The sequence below is a fragment of the Geomonas sp. Red276 genome, assembly GCF_054784495.1.
The window spans coordinates 34,901-57,227 of record NZ_BLXW01000027.1 but is presented as its reverse complement, the minus strand read 5'-3'; the positions used below and the strand labels follow the sequence as shown (position 1 = coordinate 57,227).

The window sequence follows — 22,327 nt, the reverse complement described above, 5'->3', positions numbered from 1 at the left end:
GGCTCCTCTTAATTTTTCTCGGTGCTCTTTTCCCCAGGCTCGGCGTCGGCAAACCAGGTGAAGGGGTTGAGCAGGCGGGCCGCCTTCGCCAGCATCTGCTTCTGCTTGTGCAGCATCTCGCCCGCCACCCCCAGCGGCATGGTGATCTTGGCAGACCAGAGGTAGCTGACCGTCTTCTGCTCGAAGATCAACCCGGCGTAGGGGTTGTACACCGGCTTGGTGAAATCGGTGGAGTTGAGGTTGGTGCTCCCGTTGTCCTTGATGGTGAACGACCTGTTGATCAGGTAGCCGGCGGCCAGATCCACCGAGACGCCGCTGGGAAGCTTGATCCCGATCCCCGCCCCGTAGGAGTCGAGGTCGGGGAGGGCGTACAGGAGGTCGTAGAGGTTTCTCTGCGTAGAGCTGCGCCGCCGCTCGTATCCCGCCCGCAAAAGGAGCCAGTCGAGCGCCTGGAATTCCACCCCGAAGCCGTAGTTCCAGGTGTCCTTCAGGTTGCGGTTCACGTAGAGGACGTTGTCGCCCCCCGGGTACCCCAGGACCTTCACGAACTGCAGAAGCTGGATCTTCTGGTCGAAGACGATGGTGTCGTTCTTGATGGACGACCAGTTGGCCCAGTGGAGATCCCCGAGGAGCGCGAGCCGCGGGACCGGTTTGACCTTGACCCCCAGGTTGACGATCTGCGGAAAGGTGAAGTCCTCGGTCACCACGCCGCTTTGCACCGGGACCGCCTTGGTGGGAAGTCCGAGCATCCCCGAGATCACCATGAGGGTAGGGGAGCTCCCGAACCAGTTCACCATCCGCTGCCACTGGTCGGAATACTCGATGGTGTAGCGCCCGACCATGTGCGCGCTGATGGCGCTTTGGTAGCTAAGCCCCCCCTGGAACCAGTCGGTCGGCTTCCAGAGCGCCCCGAGGTTGTAGGAGGGGGTGAAGTCGTCGCGCATCCTGATGGTGGCGGTGGCGAGCTTGTCGTAGGGGCTCACCCCTCCGCCGAACCAGGGGGCGGGAAAGGTCAGCTCCGAGAGGATGGGGATCTCCAGGTCGCTCGTGGAGTTCCCCAGCACCCTGGTCATCGCCACCAGGTCGTTGGGGGAGCGCATGTCGAGTCTCGCCCCCATGGCGGTCTGTCCCAGTCCGACCGAGGCCCCGACCGAGAAGGTGTCGGAGACCTGGTAGGAGACCGCCGGCGCCGCGTAGATCAGGTGTTGGTGGTAGACCGACTGCCCCCCGAAACGGGCCGGGTCGTTGGGGTCGCCGTGGTTTACCCCGACCCCGAAAGGGGCGTACTGCCCGATGGCGAAGGTCCACTTCGACCCTGGCGCCCGGTGGGAAAAGCCGAGGCTCGGAGCGATGAGGGTGTTCACCTCGCCCAGGAACGGGATGTACATCTTGCCGCTGGTGCTGGTCCCCTGCGTCCCGGCCAGCGGGTCCTGGTTGAAGGAGCCGGCGAACCCCTTGAAATCGGGATCGGCGGTGAACTTGGAGGTCACCCTGATGATCGGGATGGTGAGCCCCTGGCTGATGAAATCTCCCTCGCTCATGAGCGACAGGCCGGCCGGGTTGTAGTGGATCGCCATGATCCCGGGAGGGGACGCGGTGACGTTGTTGCCGAGCGCCATCGCCTCGGTGTCGAGGGCCATCTGCTCATGAAAGGAGGCGCAGGCCGGCCCCGCCGTGAAAAAGACGATGCCCGCCACCACCGCCACCAGCGCCACCAGCACCGTCCGCCAGCTCCGACTGGTCCGACTGGTCCGACTGGTCCGACCCGCCGCCCTCGGCAGCCACGAATTGCCGCCCCGCCCCCTGTCCACGCCGCTACAGTTCAAACGGGACCCTGACCGTAAAGGAGAAGTCAGGATCGTTGTTGGTAAGCCCGATGCCGAGCTTGAGCGAAATCGACCGTGCCGGTGTTATCCGCCACCCCGTCCCGATGTTGAAGGTAGCCGAGGTCGAGCTGCCGTTGCGGAAATCGGTGCCGTTACTGAAGTGGTAGACGTTGCTGTAGTTGTAGGCGAACTGGGCGCTCATGTTGAGGGACGCCTTGTAGGAAAGGGCGTAGCCGAAACCGAGCGCCAGCGCCACCGAGCTTCCCGGGTCCACGCTGGTGAGCTTGCTGCCGTTGGACCAGTTCTGGTCGAGATCGCTCGCCTCGAAGCTGTAGGTGTAGATCAGGTTGGCGAAGGCGACCAGGGGATCGATGGTCTTGCTGAGCGAAGCCCCGGCGTTGAGCGAGTAAAAGCCGGCACCGGTGGCGAGCGAATTTTCCGTGTTGATCTTGTAGGGGCTGCTCCCCGTGGGGAAGCTGGCGCCGGCACTCAGGATGGTGACCGGCATATCGCCCCCCGCCTTGTACGGCTGGTACTGCATCCCGACGGAGACGTCGCCGAGGTCGGAGGCCTCCTGGGACGCGTCGCTTCCCACCTTGTTGAACTTGTAGCAGAAGGGGAGGGTGGCGTTGACCGACAGGTTCTCCTTCAGGCCGTACTCCGTGTAGACCTGGTTGGTGATGTTGTGGTTGCTCCGCTTCTCTACGACGGCGGCATCCTTGATGACGTCTCCGGAGAAGTAGGAGTAGTTGAGGGAGTACTCCAGCCCGATGTTCCCTTTCTTGATCAGCGTGTACTCGCGGCCGGCGGCGGTGAGGATGTCCTCGGCCTTTTTCTCCTTCTCCTCCTCGGTCACCTCCAGCTTCTTGCGGGCCTCCATCTCGGACTGCATCTTGCGCAGTTCCTGGCGGAGATCCTCCATCTGCTGCTCGATACCCTTCGGCGCCTCCTCATCCGCTGCGTCGTCATCGCCCGCCGCGTCCGCATCCCCGTCTCCATCTGCCTGTGCCGAGGCGACCGGCGACTGCCTCCCCTGCTGAGAGGCCGCCAAAGCGTCCCCCCCTTTGCGAAGGGGGGACCGGGGGGATTTTGCCTCCGTCCGCACCTCATCCGCCGCCCCGGAACCACCCTTGACCTCATCCGCCGCGACCACCCGGGGATGTCCGCCCACGGCCAGCATCACGACCGCGAACGCCAGAAGGAACCCATATTTCATCGACCACCCCTTCATGTGAGTTCCTTTCCCCCAGCCATCACTTCCCGTAGTACTGGAAAACCTTCGGGTTATCGATGATGAAGCGTCGATCCCGGTCATTGTTGGGGAGTTCCCTGTCCAAGACCAACCTGCGCGCCTCGTCCTCGTCGATGAACCGGAGATCGGCCTCCTTGAGCCTCAGGGCGCTGAGCCCCTTGCTCCCTTCCAGGCTGACCACGAAAAGGACGTTGTCGTACCAGATGTCCTTGAACTCCGACAGGGTGAAGCTGATGTCCCCGCGCCACGGGTCGGTGAGGAAGACATGCCCCTTGGCGACCCCTCTCAGCACCGCGAAGTGCCGGTACTCGAAGATCTTGATCGGGACCAGGCAGGGCGCCTCCAGCGTCTTCAGGTCCTCCAGATCGGCACGGTAGCCCACCCCCTGGTACCCAAGGACCGTCACGAAGCGCTTCATGTCCAAAAGGGAGAAGGCCCGCCGCTTGGCGATCTGCTCGCTGTCCCCGTAGCGGAGCAGCCCCTGGATGACCTGCTTTTCCGAGAGCTTCTCCCCCAACTGGAAGCGGAGCAGGATCGCCAGCGCCGCCGATCCGCAGCTGTAATCGAAGTTCTGCTTCACGAAGTGGCTCCCTTCGATCTCCGCCTGCGGCTTCACGTCGACCCTGATGCGCCCCGGCTGGCCGTCGGCCACCGCCAGGTTCATCTCCGCCTTCGGCTGGCCCTGGATCGGATGGAACCCCGCCAAAAGGGAGAGGACGATGGCGAATGCTGCCATGACGAGCATGCTGTTACCCCTTGGCGGTTCACGATTTCCCGGCCGTGCCGCTCCCCAACTCGATCTCGTAGCGGACGAACCCGTTTCCTTCGGCGCTGATCCCCAGGGTGTGGAGGTGGCTGGCGTCGTCGAAGACGAGGGCGGCACCCTTCACCACCGAGATGAGGCGCTTGGCCGCCTCCCTGCCGTCCACCACCACCAGCCACTGGGATCCCGAAAGCGCGGCGTAGGCGAAGTGCCGGGAGTCTTGGGAGAAGGTGGGGAGGGCCACGCCGTCGTAGGGTGCACCTTCCTTGCCGTCTAAGACGGTGAACCACTTGCCGCCGCGCTGGGCCAGGTAGGCGAGGTGCGACGAGTCCATGCTGAACTGGGGCGCGGTGACCTGGTCGTAACCGCCGGTCTCCTTGTCGTCGATAACCACCACCCATTTGCCGTCTTTCAGCGCGGCGTAGGACAGATGGCCGGAGTCCATGCTGTAGGCCGGCAGGAGGATGGTGTCGTAGGCGGGCCCCTCCTTGCCGTCGCGCACCATGACCGCCTTCTTCCCCTTCTGGGCCGAATAGGTGGCGTGCCGGGAATCCGGGCTGTAGGAGAGGAAGCCGACCTGGTCGTAGGCGGGCCCCTCCCGGCCGTCGATGACCATGACGTTCTTGCCGTCTTTCACCGCGAGGTACGAGACCCGGGAGGAGTCCGGGCTGAAGATGGGCATCGCCACGTCGTCGTAGCCGGGGCCTTCCTTGCCGTCCACCACCATGAAGGCCTTGCCGTCCTTTTGGGCGGCGTAGGCGAAGTGCCTGGAGTCGAGGCTGAAGGCGCAGGCGCCGACCCGGTCGTAGCGGGGAGCCTCCCGGCCGTTTTCCACGAAGAAGAACTTGCCGTCCTGCTTAACGCCGTAAACGAGCCGGGAGGAGTCGAGGCTGTAGAGCGGAGCGGAGACCGCGTCGTACTCCTTCCCCCTCTTGCCGTCGGCGACCAGGGCCATCTTCTTGCCGGTGACCGCCACGTAGGCGAGGTGCCTGGAGTCGGGGCTGAAGAGGGGGCTTCCCGGGGATTGCGCGATGGCGTCGTAGAGTTTCCCCTGCTTGTGGTCCCAGACGACCGCCTGCTTCTCACCTTTCTTGGCGATGTACGCCACGTGCCGGGAATCGGCGCTAAAGAGCGGGACCGTGACGGCGTCGTAGAGGTGGCCGTCGACGCCGTCGAGGTTGATCCTCCACTTCTCGCCGTTTTTGTAGGTGTAGGCGATCCGCTTGCCGTCCGGGCTGAAGAGCGGGGTACCCTTGCCGATGGCTGCCTGTACCGGAGACGACTTGCCGTCGGAAATCACCGTCATTCCGCCGTCGCGGCGCGCCATGAAGGCGAGCCTGCTGGAGTCGGCGTTGACCTGGAGGGAGGGGACGAACAGGTCCCATTCCTCGGAGAACGGTATGAGGGGGACGATCTTCTCGTTCAGCGGCGTCTGGCCGTGGGCCGGGGCCACCCCGGAGAGGGTGAGCAGGAGGAACGGGAGGACCATCCGGATGCCGCTGCGTTTCTTCAAATTCATGCTTCTCCTCCTCCAAGGATCCCGGCCTGCCGGCCGAACGTCCGGCCGACTGCGTGGTTCCCGCGACCCCCCTGGCCGTGTTTTGGCCGACAATATAAAACGACGTTCGTAAAATATTGCATAATCACCTTAACGTCAAGGATAATGTTGACCGCCGTGTTCATTTTTCTGGATGATGTACCGCAGAAACGGGAAGGGGGGGAGGGTGGAGGCGCGTTAACGCCGTACTGGCGGGATGATTCACGGAGTGAACCTGACGTTCATCCGGTGGACGCTGATTCCGTCGATCGCCATCGGGCCAAAGCTCGTGCTGCCGAAGGAGAGGTCCTCCACCCGGATCGAACCTTGGGCGGGGATGTTGAGGTTTGTCGATGCAACGCCGTTTTGATCCGTGCCGGCAGTGAAGTAGGCGGGGGCGTCGCCGCTCGAGGGGGCGTTACCGACATGGAAGTTGCCGCTCATGACCCAGCTCGAAGGGGCCTCGGGCGCGCCGGCGGCGCTGGCCGCGAAGTGGATCCCGCTCAGGGTGAACGCATCGGTCAGGTTGTAGCCGTACCGGAAGGCGCCTATGTCGGCCTTGGTGGTGTAGTCGAACTTGACCCCGCTGCCGTTGAGCGACGAGATCGCCAGCGTGCTCGGCCCCTCGGTGACCGGGCCGATCCGCAGGCTCCCCAGTTCCTGCCCCGCGAACTCGATGCTCTCGACGTTGTAGTAGCGCGGGTTGGTGCGGCTGGTGTCGGTGACGACGAGGGTGGGCTGTCCCGAGGCGTCGGTTACGATCCCGATGGTGGAAGGGTTTGGAGTGGTGCCGTCCGAGGTCCTGACCAGGAAGTTCCCTCCCGCCCCGTCGTCGACGGTGACACCCTTCAGGGTCAGCCAGTTGGGGGTGCTGCTCGTGTCGGAGATGGAGATGCTGCCGGCGGAGACCATCATGCCGAGGTCGGTGTCGATGCTGATGCCGGCCCGGCCGGAGACCCGCGCGAGCTCCCCTTCCTCCAGCGTTTTGAGGGCGGCGAAGGAGCGGCAAGGGATGCCACAGAGTATGATCGATATGAGAGCTATCGCCGCGATGCGCATGGTTTACCTTTCCTACTTACCTGCCTGCCGATCGACAGCTCCCTCCCCAAAAAGCGTCCCCGGCTTTGGCGGGGAGGGAGCTGTCTCTCATCTCCTAGTGGGTACCGATGTTGACCCAGCCGTTCATGCCCATGGCCATCTGGTTGATCCCCATGGTGCCGTAGGTCCCGCCGCCGGTCAGGTTGTTGTTGTCGGCGACTTTCACGTCGGCGATGAAGGAGCCCATGGTGAAGCCTAAGGCGCCGGAAGCGACGGAGTAGGTCTTGGCGACGTTGTCATAGGCGAGGGTCGAGGCAGACATGCTGCTGCCGGTGCCCAGGCCGATGTGGACGAAGCTCGACCCCATGCCGACCTTGCCGTAGAGGGCATAGTAGTAGTTGGCCAGGGCCTGGGCCTGGTCGGTGGGGGTGCCGGTCGCGAAGGCGCCGAGCAGGTTGCCCTGGGCGGTGGCCAGCCCGGCGTCACTGGTGTCGACGGTGGCCACCTTGATGGAGAGCGGACCGACGATGTGGAGTTTCGCGATGTTCATGTTGGCGAGGCCGACGTACCCGGCGGTGGTGGAGGTCTGGGCGCCGCTCGGGAAGGCCGCGGAACCGGAGGTGCTGGTCACGCTGCCGGCGGTGTTGCCCCAGGAGAGGGCGGCGGCGGTCAGCTTGTCGACGGTGACGTCGAGGTCGAAGACCACGCCGGAGCCGCTGTTGGCGGCGGCACCGTTTAGCTGGTTGGCTGCATAAATGTCGACCTTGCTGCTCCCGTTGAGGTCCATCACCATGTTACCGAGGTGCATGGAGCCGAGTTCCTGGGCAAGGGCGCTGCTGGTGACGACCTGGTGATTGGTGGTGTTGCCCAGCGCCACGGTGAAGTCGATGCTGTTGGCGGCGATTTCGAAGGAGCCGAGGCCGATGCGGACGTAGGTGGTACCGGCGGCCTTGTTGCCGGTGGCGCTGTCCGCGGTGAGGACGTCGATCCTCATCGGAGCGGCCTGCGAGATGAAGTAGGCAGTGGTGGCGCCCCCTTGGCGGGCGGCCTCTACGGCGTCGATGGCTGCTACCTGGCCGGGCTGCTTGGCCTCCAGGGTGGCCACCGCCTGGGCTTCGGTCATCCCCTGGGCCACCAACTGGTCGATGAGGGTGGAGATCGTCACCGCGCCGAGGACATCGGGGCGCAGCTTCACGGTCAAGTTGTCGATCTTGAAGTTCTTCATGCCGATCCAGCTCATTTTGCCGGAGCCGTCATCCTGGCCCCAGCCGATGGCGTCGGCATTGACGTCGAAGCGGGCATCCACGTCGATGGAGACGCCGGCCTGGCCGGTTACCCCTTGCAGGGCGCTGTCGTTGATCATGGTCTTTGCGTGGGCTGCGCAGGGCAGCAGGGCCAGCATCGATGCGACTACCAAAGTCTTTTTCATTGTTCCCTCCTGGTTGATTTCTTCCTCGATTTCACAGCAAGTTCTTTCCGTAATTCGTCATGCCCGATTCACTGTTTGGCCGGTTCACCTCCTCTTTCGTTGTGGCGTCATCCTGAATAAACTTCCTCACCCGGGCCCCGTTCCCCCCTCAATGAGGCGGGAGGAGAAGGGAGCGGTCAAAGCTTGGTCGCGTTCCCCATGTTCACCCACACCCCCCGGCGGGCACCGGAGAGCTCGATGTCGATGGAGAGCTCCGTGTGGTTGAACTGGTAACTCTGGACGCCCAGCGATCCGCGTTCCACTTCCTTGCCGCCGATGATGGCGCTCAGGCTCTGGAAGTTGGCCGTCAGTTGCCCGGTGACGTCCTTGGACCCCATGGTCAGGCTCAATAGCCTGCGGTTGGCGGGATCGTTCACCGTGGCGGGATCGAAGACCGCCTGGAAATAGAAGCCGTTGAAGGTGAGATCGTTGCTCGTGGTCCCGAGCTTCACCTGGGTCCAGTTCTGGTCCCACCCTTTCCCCGAGCCGGTTCCCTTGTCCCAGTACCCCATGGAGAGCGTGTCGATCTCCGTGTAGGTGGAGATGCTCACTCCGGAAAAGTCGGCGTTGGCAACCCCGCCCGACATGGTGAAGCTCGAGAATCCCTGTCCCACCACCGCCGAGAGTTCGCCGTCCGCCATCGCCCTCATGGCGGCGAAGGAAGGCGAGGTCCACATCAACAGCAGGATGGCCAGCGTCAGCGCTACCCGGAGCGGGTGAGCGGTCCCTGTGCCTCTCTTTTCTCCCCTGGCGGTGATTTTCATCGCGTCCCCTGCCGGGCGGTTGGCTTTCGCCGGCCGCCTGTCTTTTGTGATTGCATTTTTATAGAACATTGTTTATCTAAGGATTAACAGCGTGGTGACATCAACGTCAAGGTTAATGATCCCGGGAAATTTTAAATCAGCGATCCGTACCCGCTCTGCATACGCCCCGGAACCTGAAGCTTGGCCTGCAGATGACAAGTGATATCGAGGGGTTGCGGCTAGAAATGGTGCACTGGACGGGGCGGCAGGTTTTTGGATGGCCGTGTTCGGGGAGAAAAAATCTGGCGGAGAGAAAACCCCTCACCCTTCGTTTTACTAGACCAGACCGGCAGATTGCTAGACCAGATTTTGCCGTAAACCAATGTTCTCTTTTTTAAAACATGAGACGGAGAGAGTCGTGAAGCTTTTGCACAAGAAAGTGGCCCAGGGGGTGGTGGACGCCATATTGGAAGGGGAGTTTCCGGTGGGGGGAGCCCTGCCGGGCGAGCGTGAGCTGGCGATGCGATTCACGGTGAACCGGGCGACCGTGCGGGAGGCGCTGGAACTGCTGTCTCAGGCGGGGTGGGTCACCGTGAGAGAGCGGCGGGCGACCGTGGTCAACGATTTCTGGATCGACGGGACCCTCGACCTCGTCCCCTCCATGCTCTCCAGCGAGACCTCGTTCCCGGTCGATTTGGCCATCAACATGCTGGAGGTGCGCACCGAGATCTCTCCTCACTATGTCCGGCTCGCGGTGGAAAAGGACAGCCCCCAGGTGATCGCCTTCCTGGCCAAGGCACGCAAGCTCAACGACACCCCGAGTGCCATCGCCAAGTTCGATTGGAATCTGCACAAAAACCTGGCCGTCCTCTCCGGCAACAAGTTCTACCCGCTGCTTCTCAACAGCTTCGCCAAACTCTACTTCCGCATGAGGGGGCAATTCTTTGCCACCGACGAGTTCCGCACCCTCGCCCGCGGTTACTACCAAAAGCTGATGCGGGCTGCCATAAACGAGGACTCCGCCGAGGCCGGGGAGGTTACCCGCACCACGATGAACCAGCGGCTCCACATCTTCAAGCGGCAGGTCGCCGCCCAGGCGGAGCAGACACACGACCATGCGGCCGGTACTCCCTCCGCCGCGCCGGGCGCCGCCCGATGAGGCATAGTACCGACGGCAATTCGATTGGTGACCGTCCTGGGGCAATCGAGCAGTCCGGCGCCCAGCCGGCTATCGACTCTCTTTCGCCAATTCCAACTCTCCCTCCCCTTCAAGGGGAGGGGCTGGGTGAGGAGGGGGTGAGGGACCGGGTGAGGACGGCGATGCTGGCCCTCCTGCTTCCCATCTTGCTTTTGGTCAGTCCGCCCTCTTCCGCCCACGCCTTCTTCGAAGAGGGGTCCATGGCGCTGATCCCGATGACCGGGGCGGCGAGCTTCGACTCCAATGGCCGCAGCGGAGTCTCCCCGACCGGCACCCTGAAGTTGGATTGGAAGCCCCGCTCCGGCGAGCATCCCGCGGGGTTGAACGGGGAGGCCGCCTTGAGTGTCTGCCGGCTGGTCCCTTCCTCCGAGACCCGGACCGGGGAGAATTATTCATTCAAGATCGGCCCCCTCTGGGCCTTTACCCCTTACCGCGGCATTACCCCGATCGCCACTGCCAGCTTCGGGCTCCTCTACGGCAACAGCAACCCCGAGACGAAGACCTCGTTGAATCCCTTTGTCTCCTTTGGCGGCGGAGTGAGCTTTCCGCTGAACGACCACGTGGCCCTCCGGGCCGAGGTAAGCCGGTTTCAAACACTGGAGATCTCGGTAGCGAGCGGGTACGAGGTGGGAGTGGGGCTGAGCTACCATTTTCGGACTCCGCCGCCGGCACCTAAGCAAAAAGAAAATACCTTGGCCAACAGCTTTCCGGAGCCGGATCGGGCTGCCAGGGCGGGTGCGGAAAGATTCGGCGAGCCGTGGCCTCTGGATAGTGACGGTTTCGCCGTCGTCAAAAGGCCCCCCGGGGATGATGGGAATGGTCATCCCTTGGCAAGCGGAGAACTGGAGGCGGGAGCAGGTGTCGATGGTGTTATAGCGGAAGGGATCACTCTTGAGGAGGTCGTCAGGAATAAACCGGTCGTCGCCGCGGTCACCTCACGCCCCGTGCCGGCAGCGCCGCGGGCGCCCAGGCAAAAGAGAGATCCTGCGGCGGGGGGAACCGGCACCTCCCGTTCACGGAGTTTTCCCCCCAACTATGGTGAACCGTCGTTGGCCGGGCTTTCCGGAGTGCGAGCGGTAGAGGTGATGGGATTCCCATCGGGCTCGCTGGAGATCCCTCCCTCCCTTCGCCCCCAGCTGAAAAAAGCAGTCGATCTCACCCGCGCCGATCCCACCTTACGCATACGCATCGCCGCGCACACCGATGCGAGCGGCCATCCCCACGCCAACTACCAGCTCTCCAGTAGGCGGGCCCGCCGCATCGAGCGCTACCTCGTGCGGGACCTCGGCGCCGATCCCCGGACCATCACCGCCAAGGGATACGGCCATTACCAGCCCGTGGTCGGCAACGACACCTCTGCCGGAAGAGCCTTGAACCGCCGCGCCCTGGTCATCGTTCAGGAAAAGTGATTTTTTAAACCACAAGGAGAGGATATGCCGTCCTACGATTTCGATTTCATCGTTATCGGTTCCGGTTTCGGCGGAAGCGTTTCCGCCCACCGGCTTACCGAAAAGGGATACCGGGTAGGTGTCCTGGAGATGGGGAAGAGGTGGCGCCCCGAAGATTTCCCGCACTCCAACTGGAACCTTCCCCGTTACCTCTGGCTCCCCCGCCTGGGGTGCCATGGCTCCTTCCGGATGACGCTCTTTCGCCACGTCTTCGTGCTGAGCGGCGCCGCCGTCGGGGGGGGATCGCTCAACTACGCCAACGTCCTCCTGGTCCCGTCCGAGCGGGTCTGGACCGATCCGCTGTGGGGAGGCCTCAAAAAGTGGAGCGAGGTGATGCCGGCGCACTACGCCACCGCGAAACGTATGCTCGGGGTGACCCGCAACAAGTCGCTGGCTGCCGCCGACGAGCAGTTGCGGCAGGCCGCCGGCAGCCAGGGCGTCGGCCAAACCTTTTATCCCACCGACGTCGCCATCCATTTCGGGACCAAGGGGGCGAGCGAGCCCGATCCCTTTTTCGGGGGGGCGGGGCCGGAGCGAACCGGCTGCGAGTTGTGCGGCGGTTGCATGGTCGGCTGCCGGTCGGGCGGGAAAAATACCCTCGACAAGAACTATCTCTATTTCGCGGAAAAGGGGGGAGCGGTGGTCATCCCCGAGACCATGGTCACCTCGGTCACTCCGCTTGGCTCGAGCGGCGACGGAAGCGGCGGCTACGAGATCCGGGCCGTAAATTCAACCGGAGGGCCGCTGAAAAAAGAAAGGATCTTCCGCTCGAAAGGGGTGGTCTTTTCCGGCGGCGTGCTCGGGACGGTACCGCTTCTGATGGCGATGAGGGAAAAGGGAAACCTGCCGAAATTGAGCCCGGCGCTGGGTGAGGTGGTGCGGACCAATTCGGAATCGATCATCGGCGTCCGCATGCCGGGAAAAGCCGGCGACATGAGCGAGGGGGTGGCGATCGGTTCGGGGATCTACGTCGACGACCATACCCATATCGAGGCGACCCGCTATCCTGCCGGTTCCGACGCGCTGGGGCTTTTGATGACACTTCTCGCCGGAGGCACCCCCGGCCTCGGGAGGATCGTCCGCTGGGCCCTGTCCAGCCTGGCCCGCCCCTGGAGCTTCCTTAAGGCCGCCAACCCGGTCGGCATGGCCAGGTCGACCCTCATTCTCCTGGTCATGCAGGACCACGACAGCCGGATCAAGCTTCGCCTGAAGCGCTCCTTGATCCCCCCGTTCCGGAAAACCGCCGCCACCGAAGGAGCACCCATCCCGGCCTTTATCCCGCAGGCCAACACCTTCGCCGAGCGGATGGCCAACGAGGCGGGAGGCGTGCCGGTCACCTCGCTCACGGAGATGTTCTTCAAGGTGCCGACTACCGCCCACATCCTGGGCGGGGCGACCATGGGGAAAAATGCGGGCGAGGGGGTTGTCGACGGGGAGCAGCGGGTCTTCAACTACCGGAACATGTACGTCTGCGACGGAAGTGTGGTGAGCGCCAACCTCGGCGTCAACCCGAGCCTGACCATAACCGCGCTGGCCGAGCACGCCATGAGCCATATAAAGCCGGCTGCGGAGACGGACTGGAGGGCGATCGGGACGCCGGTTTCCTAACCCCATCCTCACCCCCGCCCTCCCCTTGAAGGGGAGGGTGAGTGTGAAAAAAGGGGGGGGTGGATGGGGAGACCGGATTAGTTGTTTGGGGAGGCGGAGCGGTCTGCCCCGGGTATTCTCCCCTTCAAGGGGAGGGACAGGGTGAGGATGGGGGGGAGGTGGCAACCGCGGCTTATTTAATTTGCTGAGATGGTGATCGACCCCGTCATCCGCGCCGTCAGGTTGGTGATCCCGAAGCTTCCCAGCTCGCCTCCCACGCCGGGGGCCGGGCCGAGGCGGATGGAGTCGATGGTGAAGCTGTCGATCTGCAGGGTCATGTCGGTGAGCCTGACCGAGACTCCGTTGACCTGCACGAGACCCGCGGCATCCCTGTTGGTCACCACGTCGACTGTGAGCGGCGAGCCGAAGGTAGCCGATCCCTGAAGATGGAGACCGCACAGGCTGAGGACGCCGGCCGTGGTGTTGCCTCCGATCCCAGCGGGGCCTTTGTAGTACATGACCTCGTCGGTAATGTCGAAACCGATGGTGCTCGCCGAGATGGTGATGCCGGACTGCCCGTAGATTTTTTCCAGCTCCGCATCCTGGACCGGGCGGATCTGGGCATAGGCAGCCGGGATGCTCAAGAAAGAGAACAGCAGTATGGCCGCAGTATGTAGCGTGAGCCTTTTCATGTTACCTCCCTGACGAATTAACTATTAACTGGCAGTAATGGCCGGGTTATTAGGTTTTGTTCCTTATAACGATGTTTACAATGCTGTGAGTGCCAATGCCTCGCTTCAGGAATTAAGGTAAGTGATTGTAAAAATAGAAGGAAATCACCGAGAAAGTATATCTCTTTGCTGCCAATAATCAGTCCTTCAATTCCCTTGAGAGGGGAAGGGAGGGATTTGTCAGGCAGAGGGAGCAAAAGAAGGAGTTATCGATGAATGAGATATTCGGACCTTCCAACCGGGTGCTGGAGGTGGACCTGACCAAGCGAAGCTTCACCACGCACACCGTTTCGGAGCTGGAGCGGAGGGAGTACCTGGGAGGCAAAGGGTTGGGGCTCAAACTGCTCAACGACCGGATGCTGCCCGGCACGGACCCGCTCGCTCCCGAGAACATCGTGGCGGTGATGCCCGGGGTCCTGATGGGGACCGGAGCCCCCTGCACGGGGCGTTTCGCCACGGTGACCAAGTCCCCTCTGACCGGCATCTACACTTCGTCTTCCTGCGGCGGCCCCTTCGGGATGGCGCTCAAGACCGCGGGATGGGACGGCCTGCTGATAAAGGGATGCGCGGACTCGCTGGTGTACCTGGTGATCGACCACGAAGGGGTGCGTTTCGAGGACGCCACCCTCGTGGCCGGGCTGGACACCCAGGACGTGCAGGCGAAACTCTGCGGCCAGGGTGACGGCGCGCTCGCCATCGGCCCGGCCGGCGAGAACCTCGTCCTCTTCGCCAATGTCGCTTCCGGCCAGCGCTACCTCGGCCGGGGAGGGGTAGGCGCCGTCTTCGGATCGAAGCGGCTCAAGGCGGTGGTAGCCAGGGGAGGGCGGTTCAAGATCCGCCCCAGGGATTTCGAAGACTTCGAGAAGCTGCGCAAGAGGGCGACCGAGTTCCTGACCTCCAACAAGACCACCGCCGAGGTGTTGCGCAATTTCGGAACCGCCGGCAACACGCCCTGGGCGAAGCGCCACAACATGATGCCGGTGAACAATTTCCAGGATGGGACCCACGAGCGGATGCTGGATCTGTCCGGCCAGTCGATGGCGCCGCGGCACGGGATGAAACCGCACACCTGTAAGCCGTGCACCATTCTCTGCGGGCACCGCGGGCGGTTCGCGGGAGGAAAGGAGTTGCCGGTTCCCGAGTTCGAGACCGTGGGGTTGCTGGGATCGAACCTGGGGATCTTCGATACCGATCTCATCGCAGAGTGGAACGAGATCTGCTCGCGCCTGGGAATGGATACCATCTCGGCGGGGGGGACTCTGGCCTGGGTGATGGAGGCGGGCGAGCGGGGACTGGTGCAAACGGGACTCCGCTTCGGGAAGGCGGAGGGGATCGCGGATGCGCTCGAGCAGATCGCCTACGGGGAAGGCTTCGGCAGGGAGATGGGGCAGGGGAGTCGCGCCCTCTCCCGGAAGTACGGCGGGGAGGAATTCGCCATCCATGTCAAGGGACTGGAGATGTCGGCCTATGACCCGCGCGGCGCTTTCGGGCAGGGGCTCTCCTATGCGGTGGCCAACCGTGGGGGATGTCACCTCTCCGCCTATCCCGTCGCTCTGGAGGCGATGTTCGACCTGATCTCCCCCCATTCGGCGAGTGGCAAGGCCGAGTGGACCGCCTTCCTGGAGAACGTCTACGCCTGCATCAATTCACTCCACACCTGCCTCTTCACCTCGTTCGGCTACATCTTCGAGTCGCCGCTCACCAAGCGGACCCCCGACATCATCCTGGGGAAGCTGATGCAGTACTTGCCTTCGGTGGCGATTGCCCTTACCGACGTGAGTCTCTTCTCGGGGCTGTGGAGTTCGGTAACCGGAATACCGATGTCGCGGCGGGAATTCATCGAGGCGGGGGAGAGGATCCACGTGCTCGAGCGGACCATGAATACCCGGGAAGGGATCTCGCGTAAGGACGACACCCTGCCGGGCCGGATGCTCAAGGAAGCGCGGAAGTCGGACGTAAAGGGAAAGACGATACCACTCGGGGAAATGTTGGACAGGTACTACCAGATGAAAGGTTACGACGACAACGGCATCCCGACCGGCGTGACCCTGCGGAGGCTCAAGCTGCTTTAAGGCGACCGAAAGCCCTGCGCCCCACTAAAAAACCTGCCCTCACCCGGCCTGCGGCCACCCTCTCCCGGAGGGAGAGGGCCATGCATCCGTCCCCCCCCGCCCCTTTAGGGGAGAGGGGCAGGGGTGAGGGAGGTTCAAAAATCCACCCTCACCCGGCCTCCGGCCACCCTCTCCCCCAACGGGGGCGAGGGTAGAATGGTCCGTGCCCACGTGCGTGATGAAGAGCGTAGGGTGGGCACCACGTGCCCACGCGGGTCCCAAAAGTGAATGGTGGGCAGTGCAAAAGAGAATGGTGGGAGGGGGCTGCCCACCCTACGAGTGAAGAGCGCTGGCGCGAGGTTCCCTCCCCTTCAAGGGGAGGGACAGGGTGAGGGGGCAATTTAGTCGGCCAGGATCGTGATCCCGCCCGTCATATGTACCGTCATGTTGTTGATCCCGAAACTCCCGAGACTCCCCCCTATGCCGGGCGCGCTGCCGAGGCGGATGGTGTCGATGTAGAAGGTGTCGATCTTCAGTGTCATGTCCGAGATCTTCATCTCCAGCCCCGCCACCCTGGTTACCCCGTTGGGGTCCTTGACGGTGGCGACCTCGATGGTCAAGGGTGAGGCGAAATCGGCCGAACCCTTAAGCTTCACCCCGCAAAGGCTCAGAAATCCCGCACTCGACCCGGGCCCGATCCCGTCTGCGTCGCGGTAGTAAATGGTGCCGGCGGTCATGTCGAAGCCGAGGTTGCTGGCCGATATGGCGATCCCTGACTGCCCCGTGATCTCGCCCAGCGCGTGATCGTCGATGGGGAGCGGCTTCGCCTGGACCGCGCTCCCTGCCGCCACCGTCAAAAGAAAAAGAGTTCCTGCCACCAGCGACCGAATCTTCATAACTTCCTCCTTGTGGGGGGCTTCCCGCGATACTCGCTGTTCGCCCGCGACCCAATCCCCATATCCCCCCGTCCTCCGGGAGAGGGGCAGACACCTCATATCCCCTCGCCCCTTCAGGGGAGAGGGGCAGGGGTGAGGGAGGTTTTAAAATCCACCCTCACCCGGCCTTCGGTCACCCTCTCCCCCAAAGGGGGCGAGGGTATGAGGAAAAGGCCTTCGGCCACCCTCTCTCAAGGGGGGGCGAGGGGGCTGCCCACGGACATTCGCAAGTCGCATGCCTGACCTTTGTGTTTAACTAACTGACCGATTTGACAGTGAATTATTGAAGATGCCGCCCGCAGTCCACCCCTGGTGAAGATCGGCAAATGAACACCCTCCGATCCCTGGTCCTGTAAAAATGCCTCTGTTATCGATTGGGTAGGACGCCCGGCTGGGCGTGTGCAAGGGGTGAAAGCAGCGACTTATTTTGAGCAGGGGAAGGAAGAAAAAAAAGAAGTGGCGTGATAAATTTCGTACTTGACATCGACGTTAAGGAGAAGTATAAAACGGTTACAAAAACAAACGGGGGGACAGAACCGCCGTCGATTCCCCACGAGGAGGCCGAAGCCGCCGGACTAAAGAGCGGATTTCCTGGTAACTGCAGGCCAACCAGGCGCAAAGTGACGGCGTGGCCCCCGAACATGCCGGAAAAGCGGGCCTTCATCTCCCCGATCAAGAAGGGTGGGGTGGCACCGCAAACCAAAAAAATTTACATTTTCGATTGACGTTAACGTCAAATAGCTTTATAAAGCAGTTCTAGGACGAGGTGGTCCATGGAAGCAACCAGAGAGATTTACTGGAACGTCGGGCATGGGGTCGTACTTCCCATGTATTTCTTCGCCATCGTCGCCTTTGGCGTCTTCGGATACGGAGTGTATCGGCGGCTTCCGGTATACCGGCTGGGCAAGCCGCTCGACCGGCTGGACCAGCTCCCGCGCCGCATCCGGTTACTCGTCGGGCGGGTGCTGTCGCAGTCCAAGGTTTTGAGGGTGCTCGACCCGGGGAGCCTGCACGCTCTCTTCTTCTGGAGCTTCGCACTCCTTTTCATCGGCACCTTGCTGGTGATGGCCCAGGCCGACTTCCTCCACCCGCTCTTTGGAATCACCATACTCAGGGGCGTCTTCTACCGGGGATACTCCCTGGTCCTCGATGTGGCGGGACTTCTGGCCGCCGTGATGCTCGGCCTGCTTTTGGTGCGCCGCTTCTTCGTGAAGGCCAAGGAGATCGAATCGATCCGCGACGACTACGTGGTCCACGCCCTTTTGATGGCCATCGTGGTCACCGGTTTCGTGGCCGAAGGGGTGAGGATGGCGGCCACCGAAATCGTGCAGAATCCCGATCTCGCGCGCTTCTCGCCGGTGGGGAGATGGGTGGCCGGCTTCTTCGTGGCGCAGTCGCCGGAGTCGCTCTCCCGGATTCACAAGGGGCTTTGGTGGGTGCATTTCTTCCTCGCCATGGGATTCATCGCCGCCATCCCCTTTACGAAACTTAGGCACCTGGTGACCACCTCGGCCAACTACCTCTTCGCCGACTTAGGCCCCAAGGGGGCGCTGGCCACCATCAACCTGGAGGACGAGACGCTCGAACAGTTCGGGGCCGCCAAGGTAACCGATCTCAGCTGGAAAGACATCTTCGACGCGGACGCCTGCACGAGCTGCCAGCGCTGCCAGGACCGCTGCCCGGCCCACAACACCGACAAGCCGCTCTCCCCGATGAAGCTCGTGAAGAAGGTAGGGGAGATCGCCCAGACCGAGCCGGATAAGAGCCTCCCGGAAGCGATCGGCGAAGATACCCTCTGGTCCTGCACCACCTGCCGGGCCTGCCAGGAGATCTGCCCCGCCGGGGTCGAGCACGTGAACAAGATCCTTGAGATGAGAAGGAATCTGACCCTGATGGAGGGGTCCTTCCCGGGCGACGAGGTCCGCACCGCCGTCGGCAACATCGAGGTGAACGGCAACCCCTTCGGCCTCGCCTACGCGGCCCGCGGCGACTGGGCGGATGGGCTCCCGGTGACGGTGATGGAAAACGGCGGCGAGGTCGACGTCCTCTACTTCGTCGGCTGCTACGCCTCCTTCGACAAGCGAAACCGCGAGATCGCCAAGAGCTTCGTCACCATCTGCGACGCGGCCGGCGTCCGGGTGGGCATCCTCGGCAAGGAAGAGAAGTGTTGCGGCGAGCCGGCCAGAAAACTCGGCAACGAGTACCTCTACCAGACTACCGCCGCCGAGAACATCGAGCTCATCAAGGCCTACGGGGTCAAGAGGATCGTCACCACCTGCCCGCACTGCTTCAATACGCTGGCGCGCGACTACCGCGACCTGGGGCTCGACATCCCGGTGGAACATTACACCACCTACCTCGCGGCCCTCATGGAGAGCGGAAAACTGAAACTCAAGCCGGAGCCGTTCCACTTCACCTACCACGACTCCTGCTACCTCGGGCGCTACATGAACATCTTCGAAGAGCCCCGCACCATCCTCGCCAAGGCAGGGGGAGAGCTCTCGGAGATGGAGAAGAAGGGGCTGGAGAGCTTTTGCTGCGGAGCGGGGGGCGGTCGCATCCTGGCCGAGGAAAAACTGGGAAGCCGCATCAACGTAGCGCGCGTGCAGATGGCGCAGGAAACCGGGGCACCGCTATTGATCTCCAACTGCCCGTTTTGCCTCACCATGTTCGAAGACGGCATCAAGACCGGTGGGGCCGAAGGAAAGCTCGTGGTGAAGGACCTGGCGGAAGTGGTCGCCGGGCGGCTGGTCGGGCTAAAGGCAAACACGTGTTCTATGTTCTACGTTCCAGGTTGAGAAGCCAGCGGCGAACGGCCGGTTTCATCAGGCGGAGGACATGGAATGAGTGTGGGACGGTGAGTGATTCGAGTCGCAGTTAACATAGAACCTAGGACATAAAACAGGTGTGAAGATGGCCGCGGAACCGAAAGTGAAGACCAAAACCTGTTACGGGGTGAAATCGATCGAGGAGTCCTGGTCCCTGCTCACCCTGCTGTTCGAGTCCCGGAGGGGAATGACCCTTACGGAGCTGATCATGGCCAGCGGCATCAGCAAGAACAAGACCTTCCGCCTGCTGAGCACCTTCGAGAAGCAGGGGATCCTGGACAAGGACCTTTACGGTGTCTACTCGCTGGGAAGCTCGGCCTCGATGGCGGCCCGCAAGGTCCTCTGGAGAGGAAACGTCGGCGACGCGGTCGATCCGGCCCTCAAAAAACTGGCCGGCCTGCTCGACGAATCCGTCTACTTCGCCCACCGGAGCGCCACCCGGACCACCCTCATGTACATGGCCGATTGCACCCAGAAGGTGCGGGTCCGCTCCCTGGTCGGCTCGGTCTTCAACGAGCGCGCGGCCTGCGAAACGGTCGAGGCGGGGAAGGCGATGGAAGGGGTGAGAATTACGGTCGGCGCCGTCGATCGGGAGGTGACCACGGTGGCGCTCGATCTGGCCCCGCTCGGAGAGGAAGGATTCAGCTCGGTCATGGTGATCGCCCCGAGCTTCCGGATGACTCCCCAGCGGATCCGCGGCGAGATCGTCCCCGCGCTGCGGGAGGCGGTCCGTGAGCTCAAGAAGGAGCAGTCCGAGCCCAAAAGGCGGAGGTCCCAGCCGGGAGTCGTCCACCTCACGACCCCGCGGGCTGCCGCAAGGCCACATCCGGAGATGGCAACCTACAGCGCGGGGATGCCGTAGCCGGCACCGGCCGTACAGGTCGGCAGGTCGGCAGATCGGTACAGTCGGTACAGTCGGTACAGTCGGTACAGTCGGTACAGTCGGTACAGTCGGTACAGTCGGTACAGTCGGTACAGTCGGTACAGTCGGTACAGTCGGTACAGTCGGCGGCTCCCGCCGGAGACTTTTTCATGCACAGACGCACAACAGGGACAAGGGGAGGTAGCACATGAAGATCTTAGTCTGTATCAAACAGGTTCCGGACATGGAATCCCGCTTCAAGCCCGACGCCGCCGGCGTATGGTTCGCGGAGACCGATCTCGCGTTCCGGATGAACGAGTACGACGAGTATGCCGTCGAGCAGGCGGTTCGCCTCAAGGAGCAGTTGGGCGACGCGCCGGAAGTCACCGTCCTCTCCATCGGCCCGGACCGGGTGGTCGAGGCCATCAAAAAGGCGCTCGCCATGGGATGCGACCGCGCGGTCCACGTCCAGGATCCCGCCGTCCACCTGAAGGATCCCTGGCAGATCGCCTCCATCATCGCCGCCTACGCCAAGGACCAGGGCTTCGACCTGGTGTTCACCGGGATGCAGTCCCAGGACCGCGGCTCCGCCCAGGTCGGCGTCACCGTGGCCGAGCACCTCGGCATCCCCTGCGCCACCACCCTGGTCGGCTTCGCCTACGACAACGGCACCGTCACCGCCAAGCGTGAGCTGGAAGGTGGCGTGAAGGGGGTGGTCAGGATGAAGACCCCGGCGCTGGTAACCTGCCAGCTCGGCCTCAACACCCCGCGCTACCCGACCCTCCCCAACATCATGAAGGCGAAGAAGAAGGAGATCGCCGCCATCCCGGTGGCCGACCTCCTCACGGTCGAGTCCCTGGCCGTGACGGCCAGCTTCCATGCCCCGGCCAAGAAGGGGGGCGGGATCGTCATCGAAGGTGAGATCGCGGATCAGGTAACCCGCGTCATCTCCCTGCTCAAAGAAAAAACCGCGGTGCTGCGCTAGGAGGCGACCATGAAAACCTTACTTATCGGTGAATACAGGGACGGCAAACTGCTCGATTCCACCTATGAACTCCTGGGCTTCGCGGAGCAGCTCGGTGCCGAGACCGCGCTCTTCCTGGTGGGAAGCGAAGCTGCGCTGCCGGCCTGCGGCGGGAAGCTCTACCTGGCCCCGGCCTCCGAGGCGGGCGAATTCAACCCGGACCTGCACAAGCAGCTGGTCCTCGAGGCGGTCAAGAAGGAGAATCCGGACTGCATCGTCTTCATCCACTCCTCCTACGGCTGGGACCTCGCCCCCCGCGTCGCCGCCTCCCTCAAGGCCGCCCAGGTCTCCGAGGTCGTCGCCATCAAGGACGGCGGCTACGAAGTCGGCTGCTGCAACGGGAAGATGAGGCGGCTCATCAAGCCCGCCACCGCCCAGGCGGTCCTCACCATCCAGGCCGGCGCCTTCCAGCCGGTCCAGCCGGGCGGCTCCCCCCAGGTCGAGAAACTCGCCGCCTCCGCATCGGGCGCCATGGAATTCATCGGCTACGAGCCGGCCGAGGAGAAGGCGGTCGACCTCGCCAAGGCCGAGGTCATCGTCAGCGCCGGCCGCGGCATCGGCAAGAAGGACAACGTCTCCGTCATCGCCGCGCTGGCCAAGGCCCTCGGCGGCGAGCTCGGTGCGAGCCGCCCCGTGGTCGACGCCGAATGGGTCACCCACGACCACCAGGTCGGCACCACCGGCCAGACGGTCTCCCCCAAACTCTACGTCGCCTGCGGCATCTCCGGTGCCATCCAGCACCTGGCCGGCATGAAGAAGTCCGACTTCATCCTCGCCATCAACAAGGACAAGGACGCCCCGATCGGGGAGGTGGCCGACGTACTGGTGGTCGCCGACCTGATGCAGTTCGTTCCCGCACTGACCGCCCGACTCACGTAACTTCTGTTTGGTCGTATAACTGACCCCATCCTCACCCCCACCCTCCCCTTGAAGGGGAGGGAGAGCTTGGAAAGTGGGAGAAGGATGGTGATTTCAGGACCACCCCCGCCCAAGGTACCCTCCCCTTCAAGGGGAGGGACAGGGTGAGGATGGGGGG

Annotated in this window: 18 protein-coding genes; 9 read left to right on the top strand and 9 right to left on the bottom strand. The window is 63.1% G+C overall.

Features of this window, described 5'->3' with window-relative positions; genetic code table 11:
* Positions 1-8: 8 nt before the first annotated feature.
* The 7 genes from ACYVL5_RS17135 to ACYVL5_RS17105 form a co-directional block, all read right to left on the bottom strand.
* Entirely contained in the window at positions 9-1,721 is a 1,713-nt protein-coding gene (locus tag ACYVL5_RS17135; RefSeq protein ID WP_460596794.1) for an OmpP1/FadL family transporter, read from the bottom strand.
* A gap of 94 nt (positions 1,722-1,815) precedes the next feature.
* Positions 1,816-3,042 carry a transporter gene (locus tag ACYVL5_RS17130; RefSeq protein ID WP_460596793.1) on the bottom strand — a complete coding sequence of 409 codons (1,227 nt, stop codon included), beginning with the start codon at positions 3,040-3,042 and terminating at the stop codon, positions 1,816-1,818.
* A 37-nt stretch (positions 3,043-3,079) separates the two neighbouring features.
* Entirely contained in the window at positions 3,080-3,823 is a 744-nt protein-coding gene (locus ACYVL5_RS17125) for a C39 family peptidase (protein WP_460596792.1), read from the bottom strand.
* Between the two features lie 19 nt (positions 3,824-3,842).
* Positions 3,843-5,360 carry a TolB family protein gene (locus ACYVL5_RS17120; protein ID WP_460596791.1) on the bottom strand — a complete coding sequence of 506 codons (1,518 nt, stop codon included), beginning with the start codon at positions 5,358-5,360 and terminating at the stop codon, positions 3,843-3,845.
* A 240-nt stretch (positions 5,361-5,600) separates the two neighbouring features.
* Positions 5,601-6,437, bottom strand: coding sequence for a DUF6160 family protein (locus ACYVL5_RS17115; RefSeq protein WP_460596790.1), 837 nt, complete (start codon positions 6,435-6,437; stop codon positions 5,601-5,603).
* A gap of 94 nt (positions 6,438-6,531) precedes the next feature.
* On the bottom strand, positions 6,532-7,845 hold the full coding sequence (locus ACYVL5_RS17110) for a DUF6160 family protein (RefSeq protein ID WP_460596789.1): 1,314 nt from the start codon (positions 7,843-7,845) through the stop codon (positions 6,532-6,534).
* 176 nt (positions 7,846-8,021) lie between these two features.
* Positions 8,022-8,648, bottom strand: a complete 627-nt coding sequence (locus ACYVL5_RS17105; RefSeq protein ID WP_460596788.1) for a hypothetical protein — start codon at positions 8,646-8,648, stop codon at positions 8,022-8,024.
* Between the two features lie 397 nt (positions 8,649-9,045).
* Here ACYVL5_RS17105 and ACYVL5_RS17100 point away from each other — a divergent pair, with 397 nt between their 5' ends.
* From ACYVL5_RS17100 to ACYVL5_RS17090, 3 genes are all read left to right on the top strand, one after another.
* Positions 9,046-9,786 carry a GntR family transcriptional regulator gene (locus ACYVL5_RS17100; RefSeq protein ID WP_460596787.1) on the top strand — a complete coding sequence of 247 codons (741 nt, stop codon included), beginning with the start codon at positions 9,046-9,048 and terminating at the stop codon, positions 9,784-9,786.
* Positions 9,787-9,935: 149 nt separating this feature from the next.
* Complete coding sequence (locus tag ACYVL5_RS17095) at positions 9,936-11,234, top strand: OmpA family protein (RefSeq protein WP_460596786.1); 1,299 nt, start codon at positions 9,936-9,938, stop codon at positions 11,232-11,234.
* Positions 11,235-11,258: 24 nt separating this feature from the next.
* Entirely contained in the window at positions 11,259-12,881 is a 1,623-nt protein-coding gene (locus tag ACYVL5_RS17090) for a GMC family oxidoreductase (RefSeq protein WP_460596785.1), read from the top strand.
* Between the two features lie 176 nt (positions 12,882-13,057).
* On the opposite strand, the gene ACYVL5_RS17085 is transcribed toward ACYVL5_RS17090, so the two are convergent.
* On the bottom strand, positions 13,058-13,552 hold the full coding sequence (locus tag ACYVL5_RS17085) for a DUF6160 family protein (protein ID WP_460596784.1): 495 nt from the start codon (positions 13,550-13,552) through the stop codon (positions 13,058-13,060).
* A 251-nt stretch (positions 13,553-13,803) separates the two neighbouring features.
* Between ACYVL5_RS17085 and ACYVL5_RS17080 the strand changes: the two genes are divergently transcribed.
* The gene (locus tag ACYVL5_RS17080) at positions 13,804-15,663 is read left to right on the top strand and encodes an aldehyde ferredoxin oxidoreductase family protein (RefSeq protein WP_460596783.1); all 1,860 of its coding nucleotides are present in this window, start codon (positions 13,804-13,806) and stop codon (positions 15,661-15,663) included.
* Between the two features lie 380 nt (positions 15,664-16,043).
* On the opposite strand, the gene ACYVL5_RS17075 is transcribed toward ACYVL5_RS17080, so the two are convergent.
* On the bottom strand, positions 16,044-16,538 hold the full coding sequence (locus tag ACYVL5_RS17075) for a DUF6160 family protein (RefSeq protein ID WP_460596782.1): 495 nt from the start codon (positions 16,536-16,538) through the stop codon (positions 16,044-16,046).
* A gap of 500 nt (positions 16,539-17,038) precedes the next feature.
* Between ACYVL5_RS17075 and ACYVL5_RS17070 the strand changes: the two genes are divergently transcribed.
* The 5 genes from ACYVL5_RS17070 to ACYVL5_RS17050 all read left to right on the top strand — a co-directional run bounded on the left by ACYVL5_RS17070 (position 17,039) and on the right by ACYVL5_RS17050 (position 22,170).
* Positions 17,039-17,302, top strand: coding sequence for a hypothetical protein (locus ACYVL5_RS17070; protein WP_460596781.1), 264 nt, complete (start codon positions 17,039-17,041; stop codon positions 17,300-17,302).
* Positions 17,303-17,350: 48 nt separating this feature from the next.
* The gene (locus ACYVL5_RS17065; protein WP_460596780.1) at positions 17,351-19,375 is read left to right on the top strand and encodes a heterodisulfide reductase-related iron-sulfur binding cluster; all 2,025 of its coding nucleotides are present in this window, start codon (positions 17,351-17,353) and stop codon (positions 19,373-19,375) included.
* Positions 19,376-19,508: 133 nt separating this feature from the next.
* Positions 19,509-20,267, top strand: coding sequence for a helix-turn-helix domain-containing protein (locus ACYVL5_RS17060; RefSeq protein ID WP_460596779.1), 759 nt, complete (start codon positions 19,509-19,511; stop codon positions 20,265-20,267).
* Positions 20,268-20,475: 208 nt separating this feature from the next.
* Positions 20,476-21,252 carry an electron transfer flavoprotein subunit beta/FixA family protein gene (locus ACYVL5_RS17055; RefSeq protein ID WP_460596778.1) on the top strand — a complete coding sequence of 259 codons (777 nt, stop codon included), beginning with the start codon at positions 20,476-20,478 and terminating at the stop codon, positions 21,250-21,252.
* Positions 21,253-21,261: 9 nt separating this feature from the next.
* The gene (locus tag ACYVL5_RS17050) at positions 21,262-22,170 is read left to right on the top strand and encodes an electron transfer flavoprotein subunit alpha/FixB family protein (RefSeq protein WP_460596777.1); all 909 of its coding nucleotides are present in this window, start codon (positions 21,262-21,264) and stop codon (positions 22,168-22,170) included.
* Positions 22,171-22,327 lie beyond the last annotated feature (157 nt).